At 41.2% G+C, this 14,853-nt stretch carries 13 protein-coding genes; 3 read left to right on the top strand and 10 right to left on the bottom strand.

Translation table 11 applies throughout. The annotated features are described in order from the left end of the window. The first annotated feature begins 153 nt into the window (after positions 1–153). The gene (gene rph / locus EL242_RS04725) at positions 154–870 is read left to right on the top strand and encodes a ribonuclease PH (RefSeq protein WP_126301699.1); all 717 of its coding nucleotides are present in this window, start codon (positions 154–156) and stop codon (positions 868–870) included. A gap of 222 nt (positions 871–1,092) precedes the next feature. Continuing rightward, positions 1,093–3,393 (top strand): TonB-dependent receptor, encoded by a 2,301-nt coding sequence (locus EL242_RS04720; RefSeq protein ID WP_197720733.1) that lies wholly within the window; start codon positions 1,093–1,095, stop codon positions 3,391–3,393. Between the two features lie 77 nt (positions 3,394–3,470). Here the strand turns inward: EL242_RS04720 and EL242_RS04715 are convergent, their stop codons facing one another. The 7 genes from EL242_RS04715 to EL242_RS04685 all read right to left on the bottom strand — a co-directional run bounded on the left by EL242_RS04715 (position 3,471) and on the right by EL242_RS04685 (position 11,290). Beyond that, the gene (locus EL242_RS04715; RefSeq protein ID WP_126301697.1) at positions 3,471–4,172 is read right to left on the bottom strand and encodes a LutC/YkgG family protein; all 702 of its coding nucleotides are present in this window, start codon (positions 4,170–4,172) and stop codon (positions 3,471–3,473) included. A gap of 4 nt (positions 4,173–4,176) precedes the next feature. Then, a complete protein-coding gene (locus tag EL242_RS04710; RefSeq protein ID WP_006249313.1) occupies positions 4,177–5,586 on the bottom strand; it encodes a LutB/LldF family L-lactate oxidation iron-sulfur protein in 1,410 nt (469 codons plus the stop codon). A gap of 1 nt (position 5,587) precedes the next feature. Next, the gene (locus EL242_RS04705) at positions 5,588–6,319 is read right to left on the bottom strand and encodes a (Fe-S)-binding protein (RefSeq protein ID WP_126301696.1); all 732 of its coding nucleotides are present in this window, start codon (positions 6,317–6,319) and stop codon (positions 5,588–5,590) included. A gap of 144 nt (positions 6,320–6,463) precedes the next feature. After that, positions 6,464–8,068 carry an L-lactate permease gene (locus EL242_RS04700; protein ID WP_126301695.1) on the bottom strand — a complete coding sequence of 535 codons (1,605 nt, stop codon included), beginning with the start codon at positions 8,066–8,068 and terminating at the stop codon, positions 6,464–6,466. A gap of 281 nt (positions 8,069–8,349) precedes the next feature. Further along, the gene (gene ychF / locus EL242_RS04695) at positions 8,350–9,441 is read right to left on the bottom strand and encodes a redox-regulated ATPase YchF (RefSeq protein ID WP_006249875.1); all 1,092 of its coding nucleotides are present in this window, start codon (positions 9,439–9,441) and stop codon (positions 8,350–8,352) included. 184 nt (positions 9,442–9,625) lie between these two features. Then, a complete protein-coding gene (gene pth, locus EL242_RS04690) occupies positions 9,626–10,213 on the bottom strand; it encodes an aminoacyl-tRNA hydrolase (RefSeq protein WP_126301694.1) in 588 nt (195 codons plus the stop codon). An 87-nt stretch (positions 10,214–10,300) separates the two neighbouring features. After that, complete coding sequence (locus EL242_RS04685) at positions 10,301–11,290, bottom strand: serine hydrolase (protein WP_232019695.1); 990 nt, start codon at positions 11,288–11,290, stop codon at positions 10,301–10,303. 106 nt (positions 11,291–11,396) lie between these two features. On the opposite strand from EL242_RS04685, the gene prfC reads away from it, so the two are divergent. Further along, on the top strand, positions 11,397–12,977 hold the full coding sequence (gene prfC / locus EL242_RS04680; RefSeq protein WP_126301693.1) for a peptide chain release factor 3: 1,581 nt from the start codon (positions 11,397–11,399) through the stop codon (positions 12,975–12,977). Positions 12,978–13,096: 119 nt separating this feature from the next. Here the strand turns inward: prfC and EL242_RS04675 are convergent, their stop codons facing one another. Genes EL242_RS04675 through EL242_RS04665 form a run of 3 tightly spaced genes read right to left on the bottom strand, consistent with a single transcriptional unit; the run spans position 13,097 to position 14,790 of the window. After that, positions 13,097–13,753 carry a DUF799 domain-containing protein gene (locus EL242_RS04675; protein ID WP_126302714.1) on the bottom strand — a complete coding sequence of 219 codons (657 nt, stop codon included), beginning with the start codon at positions 13,751–13,753 and terminating at the stop codon, positions 13,097–13,099. A gap of 11 nt (positions 13,754–13,764) precedes the next feature. Continuing rightward, on the bottom strand, positions 13,765–14,112 hold the full coding sequence (locus EL242_RS04670; RefSeq protein ID WP_126301692.1) for a DUF4810 domain-containing protein: 348 nt from the start codon (positions 14,110–14,112) through the stop codon (positions 13,765–13,767). Positions 14,113–14,121: 9 nt separating this feature from the next. Beyond that, entirely contained in the window at positions 14,122–14,790 is a 669-nt protein-coding gene (locus EL242_RS04665) for a CsgG/HfaB family protein (RefSeq protein ID WP_126301691.1), read from the bottom strand. Positions 14,791–14,853: the final 63 nt, after the last annotated feature.

Genomic DNA, 14,853 nt, shown 5'->3' with positions numbered 1-14,853 from the left:
CGCTTGTTTCCCTCTCTCTGCTTGTTTCGCTAAATGCTTCAACAAGCGGTCTCTCTCCCACAAGGGGAGAGAGTAAACACTGAATAAAAGAAAAATCACATTTTACTGTGTTCTTTGCTAAAATGGTAAAAATTTTAGTAAAGGGAAAAGAAAATGCGTCCAAATAATCGAGCAAACAACCAAGTTAGAGAAATTAAAATTACCCGTAATTACACTCGCTATGCCGAAGGCTCGGTATTAATTGAGTTTGGCGAAACCAAAGTGTTATGTAACGCAACGGTGGAAGAAAGTGTGCCACGCTTTTTAAAAGGTCAGCAGCAAGGTTGGGTCACAGCGGAATATGGTATGCTGCCACGAGCCACTCACTCTCGCACTCAGCGTGAAGCGGCAAAAGGTAAACAAGGCGGACGCACAATGGAAATCCAACGCTTGATTGCCCGTTCTCTGCGTGCAGTGGTGGATTTAAAAGCCTTAGGCGAGCGTACTGTTACCGTAGATTGTGATGTTATTCAAGCCGATGGCGGCACTCGTACCGCCTCAATTACCGGTGCGTGCGTAGCGTTGTACGATGCAATGAATAAATTAGTGGCTGATGGCGTACTAAAAACTAACCCAATGAAAGGCTTGGTAGCGGCAATTTCTGTCGGCATTGTAGCAGGCGAAGCCGTGTGTGACTTAGAATATGTGGAAGATTCCAACGCTGAAACTGATATGAACGTGGTGATGGTCGAAGATGGTCGTTTAGTGGAAGTACAAGGCACGGCAGAAGGCGAACCGTTCTCGCACGAAGAATTACTGACATTGCTAGATTTAGCGAAGCAAGGCATTAGCCAGCTAGTTGAAGCTCAACGTAAAGCGTTAGCTAAATAATTCACTTCTCTTTTTGATTTTCTTTTTAAATAAAATCTACATCTGACAAAACAGAATAACCGTTCTGATTCAGATGTAGATTTTTTATTTCCCTTTTCAAAATACACTCAATCATAAAATAACAATTATTTTTTTATGGAAATATTGCACTTCTTACAAAATATCTGTAAATTTCATTGCCATTATTTTTTTATGGCTATTTATTCTAGAAGGACTCTAAACGTGTTAAAGAAAAATTATCTCACTGTATCAATTCTCCTTGCCATTAGTGGAGTAGGCTACGCTAATGAAATCTCTTTAGAGACTATTACTGTTGATGGAAATACGCCTTCAACCAAAGGGAAATTACTAGGTGGTGAACTAAATAGCAATGAATCTGTTGTTGATGAAAAAAAATTAAAACAAGGTAGTATTACATTAGGTAACGCTTTATCCGGTGAATTAGGCATTCATTCAAGCCAGTTCGGTGGCGGTGCAAGTACGCCAATTATTCGTGGGCAAGAGAGTAAGCGTGCAAAAATCTTACAAAATAATGGCGAAAACTTAGATATGTCGGGAATGTCTCCTGATCATGCTGTGACCGTAGATGCGCTACTTGCTAAACGTATTGAAATTTTACGTGGTCCAACCACTTTACTTTATAGTGCAGGTAATACGGCAGGTGTAATTAATGTAGTAGACAATAAAATTCCAACCGCTATTCCCGAAAAAGGCTATGAGGGGCAATTTGGTGTGCGTTTTGGCTCAGCCAGTAAAGAGCGTTTAACCTATGCAGGCTCAACCTTTGCCCTTGGAAATCATTTAGCCTTGCGAGTACAGGGAATGTATAACAAAGCTTCCGAATACTATGCTCCACACTTTACGATTGAAGGCAAACCTCACCACCGCGTACCAGATAGCGATGTACAATCACAAACCGGCACAGTAGGTCTTTCTTGGATTGGAGAGCGAGGACATCTTGGTATTGCTTACACTGATCGCCGTGATAAATACGGATTAATTGGTCACACACACAAATACGATCACTATACTATTAGTATTATTCGCCAAGCCGTTATGTTTGCAAAAGGTTATTTACGTTTTTACCCACACCTTGCAGAAGAAGGAGATATTGACTATAACAACCCTGGTATCCGTTTACTGCATACTCATATTCCGGGTGGCTCACATTATGGACAAGATACTCACGAGCACGGCAAACCTTGGATTGATATGCACTCCAAGCGGTATGATATTGATGGAAGTTTGCAAAATCCACTTCCTGGTTTTGAAGAAGCCAAAATATCAGCTAACTATGTAGATTACTATCATGATGAAAAAGATGGAAAAAGAGTTGAAAATTACTTCAAGAACAAAGGAAAAAATCTACGTTTCGAATTGGTTCACAAAGAGTGGAAAGGGCTAAAAGGAGCTATTGGTCTGCAATACACCAACCAATCTACCTCAGCACTTGCACTTGAAGCTTCACGAGCTGCAAAAGTATTTAATAAACAGCCTTTACTCAATAATCCAAAAACAAAATTATGGAGTCTCTTTGCGATTGAACGCCTTAATTTAGGTGACTTTACCTTTGAGTTAAGTGGGCGGGCAGAACGTCAAAAAATAGCAATGGATTATGATGTGAAATTAATTGATCGCTGGCTAGGCTTTAATACACCTATGCCAAACTTGGACCCACATAAAGACAAAGGCTATTCTTATAGCTTTGCAACCCATTGGTATTTCGCACCAAACCATAAGTTAACATTAAATGCTGCACATCAAGAACGTTTACCTAATGCTCAGGAACTCTATGCTCATGGTAAACACATTGCTTTAAATGCATTTGAGGCTGGCAATAAAAATCTAAAAAAAGAGCGTTCTAACCAAATAGAGCTAGCGTTAGCTTATGTTGGCGACAAATGGGATTATAAATTAAATCTCTACCATACCCGTTATGGCAACTATATTTACCCATTAACCCTTAATGATAATCGTGGACCTAAATCTTTTACCGATGAATATAACCTGAAAGTGAATAGATATTATCAAGGCGAAGCTCGCTTTAGTGGGGCAGAAGGCGAAATTGGTTATCTATTTACACCAAATTATCGCTTAGCCGTATTCGGAGACTATGTCCGTGGAAAGTTAGTCAACTTACCTAATATTGCAATGAGTTACAACATTTGGACAGGTGAAGTTGACAAATGGGCTTCTCAGCCAGACATTTCTGCACCTCGTATACCACCACTACGTTTAGGAGCAAGATTTAATGCTGACTTCAACCTAAACTGGTCTGGAATGTTAGAATATTACCGAGTCTTTGCTCAGAAAAAAGTCTCGAAATACGAACAAGTTACCCCTGGCCATCATCAAGTAAACCTTGGCGTAACCTATAGTAATCATTTTAATCAAACAGAATACCAAGTATTCCTTAAAGTGGATAACTTGCTTAATCAGAAAATGTACCAACATGCCTCATATCTACCACATATTCCACAAATGGGTAGAAATGCAATGCTTGGAATGAATATCAGTTTTTAATTTGTAAATCTCTACAAAAATATAACCGCTTGTAAATTTCTATCTACAAGCGGTTACTTTCAGTGGATTTTTTGCAATTAGAGATCGTCAATTACCAAGTAAATTTTATTTACCGGTCCGTGAACGCCAACTACTTTGATCAACTCAATATCTGCAGTCGCCGATGGACCTGAGATGATATTCACACAAGATGGCATTCTTTCACCTTGTTGGGCTTTTTCGTGCAGAATTTGTGCAAGCTGTGCCACACGAGGTAACACTGTACTCTTGCGTAACACCACCACCGATTTTTCAGGCAGTAAGCTCACTGAACGCCCAAATTCTTTATCGGAAAACAGCACAATACCACCAGACTCTGCCAAGCCATATTCGCCGTAAACCACACCGATGTTAGCATTTCTAGCTTTTTCAAAGTTAGTTTCAGCTTGGTTGAAATCCCACACATAGCTGTCTTGGTATTTTGCTTGAATAGCTGCGGTAATCCCAAGATCTTTTAGGCGTTGATCGTTATTCACGATCACACTCGCCCCGCCATATTTTTCACAAATATCAATAATGGCTTGTGGTAAATCCGCCTCTTTTGCCTCTACTACATCTGCCATCATCACACGGGCAAAGTCAATAAACTCTTGGCAAAGTTGTGGTTGAGAGCGATCGGTTAAACGGGTAATCGCGTGGTTGTTTTCCAACACAGGCATTGGCTCAGGCACATTTTGGCGTGGTCTGCCCATACGCTGTGCCAATTTATTTAAGAAATTTTCACGATTTTGTAAATCCATTTTCTTATCCTCTGTTATTAAACCATTCACGGAAACTTTCGCCTTCGGCAGTCGGTAAATCACGGGCTTTCGTCCACTCGCCTAACGCCCCAAAATTCACCGGTGCTTTGCCGTTTTTAATCAATTTGCTTGCCACTTTCGCCCCCACTTTCACACCGACTTTCCAAAGGGTTGGGTGTGAGTTTGCAAAGTTAAAGCCGAAAATAGAAAGGCGTTCTGCCATTGGCGTTAAGCCTGCATCGGCAATTTTCTCACGGTGTTTTAAGATAAGCTGTGCCAATGGAATTTTCACCGGACAAACGCTGTTACAAGCTGTACAAAGTGAACAAGCATATGGCAGTTCTTTAAACTCTTCATAGCCACCGAGTAATGGCGAAATCACCGAACCAATCGGGCCCGGATAAATTGAACCGTAGCCGTGACCACCAATTTGGCGATACGCCGGGCAAGTGTTCAAGCAAGCACCACAACGAATACAACGCAACACTTCTTGGAATTCGCTTTCTAAGATTTTAGAGCGGCCGTTATCGACAATGACCAAGTGGAACTCTTCCGGTCCATCGGTTTCGCCTTCAAGACGAGGGCCTGTCAGCCAAGTGTTGTAAGCAGTAAGTTTTGCCCCTACTGCACTGCGAGCCAACATTGTGATCAAGACATCAACCTCTTTAAAGGTTGGGGCGATACGTTCCATACCCATTACCGCAATATGCGTTTTCGGCACGGTTGTTGCCATACGCAGATTACCTTCGTTGGTAACCAAACAAACCGAACCGGTTTCCGGCACCGCAAAGTTACAGCCTGAAATACCGATGTCTGCCTCTAAGAAATCTTCACGGATTTTTTGGCGGACGAATGCCGTCATTTCTTCCGGTGTTTCCGAACCTTGATAACCTAGCACATCGTGCATTTCTTGGCGGATTCTGTGGCGGTCTTTGTGGATCGCAGGCACAACGATGTGCGATGGCTTATCGCCCACAATTTGCAATAAATATTCGCCCAAATCGGTTTCAACCACTTTAATGCCTTCCGCTTCTAAAACGTGGTTCATCCCAATCTCTTCGGTTACCATCGACTTCGATTTTACGATTTTCTTCGCATTTTTAGCTTTCGCCACGTTTTTGATGTAATCAGTGGCTTCTTCGGCGGTTTCGGCAAAGAAAACGTGTCCACCGTTTTGTGTCACTTTTTCGCTTAATTGGTAGAGATAAGCATCTAAATTAGCTAAAACGTGGTTACGAATGGCTTTCGCATCATCACGCCACTCTTCCCAGTTGCCCAGCTCATCCACCATACGCTGACGGTTTGCCCCAATGGTTTCTTGAGCCTTAACTAAGGCTTTACGCACAATCTCGTTGTTAACTTGCTGCTCAACACGTTGTTTAAATGGCAGGGTGTTGGTTTGTAAATAAGACATCTTATTTTCCTCCCTGCATTAACACTTCGGCAATGTGCATCACTTTGATTGGCTTACCTTCACGGCTTAAACGACCGCCAATGTTCATTAAGCAGCTTACATCTGCCCCGATTAAATAATCCGGCTCATCGATATCTACATTTGCGACTTTCTCTTTTACCATCTCGCCGGAAATTTCTGCCATTTTGACCGAGAATGTGCCACCAAAACCACAGCAAGTTTCTTGGTTTTTGATTGGTAATAACTCTAACCCTTTAACGTGCTGTAATAAAGCAATAGGCTCATCTTTAATCCCCAGCTTACGGAATAAGCTGCAAGACGGGTGATAAACTGCTTTGCCCGGTAAATAAGCCCCGACATCTTTCACGCCCAGTTTGTTCACAATAAAATCGGTTAAATCATAGAAACGATCAGCCACTTTCTTCGCTCGTTCTGCCCACTCTTTTTCGCCAAAGCGTTCAAAATGATCCGGATAGGTTTTGATCGCATATACACAAGAACCTGCCGGGGCGACAATCGGGTAATCATTAGCTTCAAAGGTTTCAACCAAGTTTTTCATACCTGCTAAAGCTTGCTTGGTATAACCACTGTTTATCGCAGGTTGTCCACAGCAACCTTGTTTTTCTAAGAAAGTGATTTTACAACCTAATTTTTCCAATAAAAGCACGGTATTTTTTGCTACCCCGGCTTTCATCACATCTGCAATGCAGGTAACGTAAAAATTAACGTTCATAAAGAACCCCCACAGTAAATATAAATAAGAATTAAACTCAAAAAAATGCCGTTCTAAGACGGCGAAAGGAAGAGGCGGATTTACAAAAAATTTGCTAAATCTCACCGCTTCCTTTCTAAATCAAGTAGGCTGATTATTAACTCATTATAGGTTATAGAACATAGGTACTATAAACAATGCCGAAATCGCAGCAATCACGCCATACACGAACATTGGCACGGCTGTTTTCTTAATAATATTGCCTTCTTGTTTCTCAATGCCGGTAACAGAACACACAGCCACGATGTTGTTAATACACACCATATTCCCCATTGCACCACCAACAGATTGTAAGGCAAGAATTAAGGTAACAGATAAACCAACTTGTTGTGCAGTTGCATATTGTACCGTACCGAAGGTTAAGTTAGATACCGTATTTGAGCCGGAGAAGAACGCACCGATTGCCCCTAAGAATGATGCAAATAATGTCCAAGATTGACCGGTAAATTCAGCAAAACTTCTACCGATAGTTTGCACCATTGACTCCGAGCCACCAATTAACATCAATTTTACCATAATAATCGCACCTAAAAGTGCTAAGAATGGTTTTTTCACTTGGCTAAATGATGTACCGAAAATCTCTTTGGTATTTCTGCCAGACACTGCAAAAATCGGTAAACAGATAAGCACAGTAACGACAAACGGAATCAACGCCGGCACATATAATAATTTATAGCTGGTTGCTACATTTGTACCTAAAATGTTTTTCAAGGCGAAAATTAAGCCTTGGCTGATTTCAAAGTTGGCAAAACCAAGCGAGCTGACAATCCAAGCGGTTGCATCATTAAGCATCGCTTTTAACGGAAGCTGTTGAATACGGGTGATTACCAAAATGAAGATTAATAAACCGGTTGGTAATAATGCTTTTGCTACCTCACCCAAAGTGGCTTTCTCGCCACCCAGATTGTTCTCGCTTTTTGCTAAACCAATACCCATATTTGCCACAAATACCGACACCAATAAACCAATCGCTCCAGCAACTAATGATGGGAATTCGTAGTTAAATTGAGCAATAATGAAGTAAGGAATAACACAGGCAAAAATGCTGATGTAGATAAACACAATATTTTGACGAATTTCTTTCCAGCTCACAATTAAACGCAATGCCATAACTGGAATAATAAACGCAGCAATAGAGTGGATCAGTGCAGTAATAGAACCAATTTCAAGCACTTGTGCATCGGTTAGTAAACCATCTTTTAATAATGGTCCCATACCAAACCAAGTTGGTGTGCCAACCGCACCAAATGACACCGGCACAGAGTTCATTACTAAGGCTAACATTGCCACTTGTAACGGTTTAAAGCCTAAACCAACCAGAATTGGAGCTGCAATTGCCGCCGGCGTACCGAAACCTGATGCGCCTTCAATCATAAATGCAAATGCCCAACCGATAATCATCAACTGTGCCACCGGATTCGGGTTAATTGTCCCTAACCATTTACGCATAGTGTTGGTTGCACCTGAAACTTCAGAGAAACGGTTAAATAAAATCGCCCCGAAAATAACGGTAATTGGGGTTAATACATCACCTAAACCGGCAATAATATTGGCAAAGATTAACGTGGTATCATTACCAAAATAGGTAAGCTGAAGCACAAAAATTAATAGCGCCGTAAGTGGTAAAGCCACATAAGACGGTAACGCGTTACGTTTTACCATTAAATAAATGAGCAAAACAATTGGAAATACGCTCAGGAATAGAGCCATACTGCACCTCTTTATATGATTATAAAATGACCTAACTGGTCGGATAGGTGCGAATTGTACTCTTAAAAAAAACTAATGTAACTAGGTTGTTACAATTTTGTGATCTAACTCGCATTTTTAATGATTGTATGGTTAAAAAAGAGACATATTTATTTTCATTTAATACTTAATAGTTAGCCCTATTTAAGACATTCTTACCGAATCGAGCAATATGCAATTAATTAACAAAAAAGACCGCTTGCAGATCAACAAGCGGTCTTTTTTAGGCAAAAATTTGCAAATTAAACATTGAAACGGAAGTGCATTACATCGCCGTCTTGAACAATATAATCTTTACCTTCCAAACGCCATTTACCCGCTTCTTTTGCACCGGCTTCACCTTTATTGTCGATGAAGTCTTGGTAAGCAATTACTTCCGCACGAATAAAGCCTTTCTCAAAGTCAGTGTGAATCACGGCTGCTGCTTTTGGAGCGGTTGCACCTACCGAAACCGTCCACGCACGCACTTCTTTTACCCCTGCGGTAAAGTAGGTTTGTAAGTTAAGTAAACGGTAGCCTGCACGAATAACACGGTTTAAGCCCGGCTCTTCAATGCCTAAATCTTGTAGAAATTCCACTTTTTCTTCGTCATCAAGCTCGGCAATTTCCGATTCAATCGCTGCACACACCGGTACAACCACCGCCCCTTCTTTTTCGGCAATTTCACGCACACGGTCAAGATAAGGGTTATTTTCAAAACCGTCTTCGTTCACGTTGGCAATATACATTGTCGGTTTTAAAGTTAAGAAGTTGTAGCCCTTAATAGCGTGCAGTTCATCCTTATCTAAATCTACCGAACGAATCATACCGGCATTTTCAAGCACAGGTAGGATTTTTTCCATAATCGATAATTCAAATTTTGCGTCTTTATCGCCACCTTTAGCACGTTTTTGTAAACGCTGAATAGCACGTTCGCAACTGTCTAAATCGGCAAGAGCCAATTCGGTGTTGATGATTTCAATATCATCGGCTGGGTCAATTTTCCCTGCAACGTGAACAATGTCATCATTTTCAAAACAACGTACAACGTGACCAATCGCATCGGTTTCACGAATATTGGCTAAGAATTTATTACCCAACCCCTCACCTTTGCTCGCACCTGCCACTAAGCCGGCAATATCCACAAATTCCATTGTCGTTGGAAGCACACGCTCAGGTTTCACAATTTCCGCCAACGCATCTAAGCGAGGGTCGGGCATTGGCACCACACCGGTGTTTGGTTCAATCGTACAGAACGGATAGTTTGCCGCCTCAATACCTGCTTTGGTTAACGCATTGAAAAGAGTCGATTTACCAACGTTTGGTAAACCCACGATACCACATTTAAATCCCATTTTTTGTTCCTTAGAATATCCCCTCTCCCCTTGTGGGAGAGGGACAAATTTGAGCTTCGTTCAGAAGCGAAAATGAGGGAGAGGGCGAAATTGCAATAATTTCCTCAAATATGACCGCTTCCCTATCTCTGAAAAATACTTCTCGAAGTATTTTTCGGTCTCTCTCCCGCAAGGGGAGAGAGTTTTAATTTGCTTTAAAACTATTTAAACGGTTAGTTGCCTTAACCATTCCGTCTTTAAATAAAACTTCTACGCAACGTGCGGCTTCATCAACGGTTGCATTGATTAGCTCTTTTTCTTGCGGAGCAGGCTTACCTAACACATAGCCTGCTACCATATCTTTATGCCCCGGGTGTCCGATGCCGATTCTAACACGGTAAAACTCTTTATTATTGCCAAGGGCGGCAATAATATCTTTCAAACCGTTATGCCCACCATGTCCGCCGCCTTTTTTTAATTTCACCGAACCGGGCGGTAAATCTAATTCATCGTGAGCGACCAAAATTTCTTCCGGCTTAATTCGATAAAAATTGGCTAACGCGCCCACCGCTTTACCACTTAAATTCATAAAAGTGGTTGGCACTAATAAACGAACTTCGCCTTGAGCCGTATTAATTTTTGCCACTTTGCCAAAATATTTCGGTTCTTCTTTTAGACTGACGTTATAGATTCTGGCAAGTTCATTCACCAGCCACTCGCCGGCATTATGGCGGGTTTCTTCATATTTCGCCCCGGGGTTTGCAAGCCCGACAATTAATTTAATTTCTGACACAAGATGCCTATCAATGTTAAATAATCAATGTTGAATAAATCGCAATATTTTAGAGAAAAACCTTGATCTTCTCAAGGTTAATCGCCACTAGCCATCATATCTAAACGGATTGGCTTTACACTGATATTTCGCCAACATCGTCTCGGTAAAATCAACACGGTCTGCCGAACTGCTGTTATTTAAGCTCACCACCCCTATGCGTTTTCCGTTGCAGTTTTGTTGGGTAATAAAGGCTAAATTATAACCTGCCTCACGAGTGTAGCCGGTTTTGCTCACCATTGCAGGATAACTCTGCTCTCTCACCATTTTGTTGGTGTTCTTCATCGAAAAATATTGACCACCGGCATACACGCTCACCATTGGGGAATTAGATAATTGTTGAATTTCCGGCTTGCTTGCCGCATAACCTGCCAGTTTAGCCAAATCCACTACGGTTGAAACATTGTCTGAAGATAAGCCTGAACTATCGCCAAAGTAGGTTTGAGTCATACCTATTTCACGGGCTTTGCTATTCATTCGAGCCAAAAACTGGGCTTTGTTTAAATGCGTTGCGTGTGCCAGAGCGTGTGCAGCATAGTTATCGGAACGTACTAACATCGCTTTTAACAATTCACTACAGGCAATGTTAAGATTTTTCGGCAATGGGCTGGTCGTGCCTTTTAAGAAATCAGCATCTGACGGCAAAATTTGGGTTTGGCAACTCGCCCCATAGCGGTTTTCTTCTAAGAAAACGACTGCTGTCATTAATTTTGTGACCGAAGCAATCGGGCGAACTAAATTGAAATTCTTACCTTCCAAAAATTTCTTTTGGTTTAAGTCAAACACCACATAAGCGGAATTTTCGGTTGGAATATAAGCAGCAGTTGCTTTAATCCGTGGTGTGCTTTTCCTTTTTGCCGGCTGGGAGGAACAGGCGCTTAACACCAGAGCCGCAATCATAACAGGAATAAATTTTTTCATCATAATAGATTCATCGATAATAAAGTCAAAGTTGGTTATTCTACCCTGTTTCCAAGATTGTGCCAAAGCAAGCGGTCGATTTTTACAAAATTTTTGCAAATCTAGCCGATTTTGCAAAATTTCCGCCAAATTTAACCGCTTGCCCTCTCGCCTCAAATCAGCGAAAATAACGCTAAATTTTTTGGCGGACTTTCCGCCCTTTTTATTTTAATTGGTTGAGAAAATGTCATATCCACAAGAAGTCAATAAACGTCGCACCTTTGCGATTATTTCCCACCCCGATGCGGGTAAAACCACCATTACCGAAAAAGTATTGCTCTACGGAAATGCAATCCAAACTGCCGGCTCGGTAAAAGGCAAAGGCTCGGCACAACACGCTAAATCCGACTGGATGGAGATGGAAAAACAACGTGGAATTTCGATTACCACCTCCGTGATGCAGTTCCCGTACAATGATTGCTTAGTAAACCTGCTCGACACACCGGGGCACGAAGACTTCTCGGAAGATACTTATCGTACTTTAACCGCAGTAGATAGCTGCTTAATGGTTATCGACTCGGCAAAAGGGGTTGAGGAACGCACCATTAAATTAATGGAAGTGACCCGCTTGCGTGATACGCCAATCCTGACCTTTATGAACAAGCTCGACCGTGATATTCGTGACCCGATGGAGCTGTTAGATGAAGTGGAAAGCGTGCTGAAAATCAAATGTGCGCCGATCACTTGGCCGATTGGTTGCGGAAAATTGTTTAAAGGGGTATATCACCTTTACAAGGACGAAACCTACTTATACCAAACCGGACAAGGTCATACCATTCAAGAAGTACGAGTGGTTAAAGGCTTAAATAATCCGGAACTGGATCAAGCCGTTGGCGATGATTTAGCCCAGCAGTTGCGTGATGAATTGGAATTAGTGCAAGGTGCTTCGCACGAGTTCGATCATGCCGAATTTATCAAAGGCGAACTAACACCGGTTTTCTTTGGTACTGCACTGGGTAACTTCGGGGTTAATCATTTCCTTGATGGTTTAACCGAATGGGCGCCGGCACCACAAGCCCGCCAATCGGACGAACGTGAAGTCTCACCAAACGAGGAAAAATTCAGCGGTTTCGTATTTAAAATTCAAGCGAATATGGATCCGAAACACCGAGATCGGGTTGCTTTTATGCGTGTCGTTTCAGGTAAATATGAGAAAGGAATGAAGCTTAAACACGTCCGGATCGGCAAAGATGTAGTGATTTCTGATGCCTTAACCTTTATGGCAGGCGACCGTTCACACGCCGAAGAAGCCTACGCCGGCGATATTATCGGCTTGCACAATCACGGCACGATCCAAATTGGCGATACCTTCACCCAAGGCGAGAATTTCAAATTCACCGGTATTCCGAACTTCGCCCCTGAGCTGTTCCGCCGAATCCGCCTGCGTGATCCGCTCAAACAGAAACAGCTACTCAAAGGCTTGGTACAGCTTTCCGAAGAAGGGGCAGTGCAAGTGTTCCGCCCGTTAATCAATAACGATTTAATCGTAGGTGCAGTTGGGGTATTACAGTTTGACGTGGTGGTTTCACGGCTGAAAACCGAATACGGTGTAGAGGCAATTTATGAAACCGTAAACGTTGCCACAGCCCGCTGGGTCGAAGGCAAAGATGCCAAAAAATTTGAAGAGTTCAAACGCAAAAACGAAGCAAACCTTGCCCTAGATGGCGGTGATAATCTTACCTACATCGCCCCAACAATGGTGAACTTAAACCTCGCTCAAGAGCGTTACCCTGACGTACAGTTCTTTAAAACGAGAGAGCACTAAAAACCAGTAGGGGCAAAAAATCTTTCGCCCCTACAAATAAAGCACAAGCGGTCAATTTTCTGTAAAATTTTGCAGAAAATTGACCATTATCTTTTCAAATAAGAAGTATAAAATTTATCTTACTTCTTATCACTTAGATTATAACTTGGATGACGTGGACCAACCAATAACCCACCATTTTTACCTAAATGGACTAAGTTACTCATTGCGAATGCAGACACTTCATAACCTTTATCTTTCGAAGTATCAATCACTTGGTTTACAACTGCTTTAACTAAAGCAACTAAAGCACCATCATTACTGTTAGTTGAACCTTTGCTATGTGACCCGGTCCCTTCCCATAAGGTTTTCCCTGTTTTCAAATCGACTAATTTTCCTTCAAGAGAAACTTTCGTGACACTATCGAAGACCTGATAGCTTGTGCCATATTCATTCACATTCAAGTAAAGGATACTATCAGCTCCAAAAATATCGTAAATCTTTTTAGTACTTGCACTGCGGATAGCCGCACCATCTATTAAACCATTCTGTTTAAAAGTTTCATCAACTAAAGCAACAGGATAAACATAATACCCTTTTTCTGCTAATTGATAAGAAGCTCGAGCAAGCACACTAGTATCTGCTTTTGCATCAACAGAATTATTCACAGGCATAACCACTAAAATAGATTTAGGTTTACTCTCTTTCAACGCTGTATAATCATACTCTGGTACTTTTTTGCCCGCACAACCAGCAAGTAAAATCATACCGGTTAGAGCAACTAATAATTTTTTCATCATTCTTTCCCTTATTTTTTACGCTGTAAAAATTGGATAAATTGAGTACTTTCAGGATAAAGCGATTGCTCCTGCTGAAATGCAGCTTTTGCCTCGCCAGATTTACCTTGCTTTAATAAGGCCAAACCTAAATGCCCGTATACTCCTGGAGCCACTGGCTTATTTAGCTCTTTTGCTTGTGAAATAATTTGATTTAAAGATTGCTCCTGTTTAGCAAAATCACCCGGTTCATTATAGTGGCTATATACCACATCAGAATAATTGCCCCAATGGTATAAATCCGTATTCTTTTGTTGACCTGCACAGGCTGCAAGTAATAAAACGCCTGTAGCGATACCAATTAATTTAATGATTTTCATAGAACCTCTCTATTTTGAAGGTGTCCAGCGACCTGACTCAATTCCATTAACTAAATTATTAACTGCTTCACGAATAGCTAAATCTAACACTTTGCCATTTAATGTTGAATCATAGCCTGCAGTACCGCCAAATCCTAATACTTCTCTATTAGATAAATTGTATTCTCCAGCACCTTGAGCAGAAAAAACAACTTCTGAAGTACTTACATTAACTACATTTAGCATCACTTTCGCATAAGCAACTTGTTCTTTTCCTCTTCCTAAAATACCGAATAATTGATGATCACCGACAGTTTTACGTCCGAATTCTGTTATATTACCGGTAATCACATAAGTAGCTCCTTTTAAATTCTGTTTTTTCCCTTTAATTTTTGACTCAGTAGCGATCTCACTCATATTAGTACGATCTAATACCGAAAAACGCCCCGTTTGTTGCAAATGAGAGACTAAAATTGTTTTCGATTGGCTTGCTAGTTGATCTTCCCCATCAGAGAAAATTCCATTTTGGAAACTTGATGTATTATCAAATTTACCTACAGATATCGGTGATTTAATGCCTTGATAAGAAGATGCAGTTTGAGCTGCATTTGTCTCAGTAGGAGCAATAACACGAGAATTTTCAGAAGCACAGCCAGCTAAACCAGCGATACAAATACACAATGTGATAATTTTTTTCATAGAAGACCTCATTGATAATAATAATTTAAGTAAAACTGTTTACAGTTTACGCCTTACCCATAG

The sequence above is a fragment of the Mannheimia haemolytica genome (genome assembly GCA_900638155.1).
Taxonomy (GTDB): Bacteria; Pseudomonadota; Gammaproteobacteria; order Enterobacterales; family Pasteurellaceae; genus Mannheimia; species Mannheimia glucosida.
Note: the sequence above shows the minus strand (reverse complement) of the source record. Positions and strands in the feature narration are given on the sequence as shown.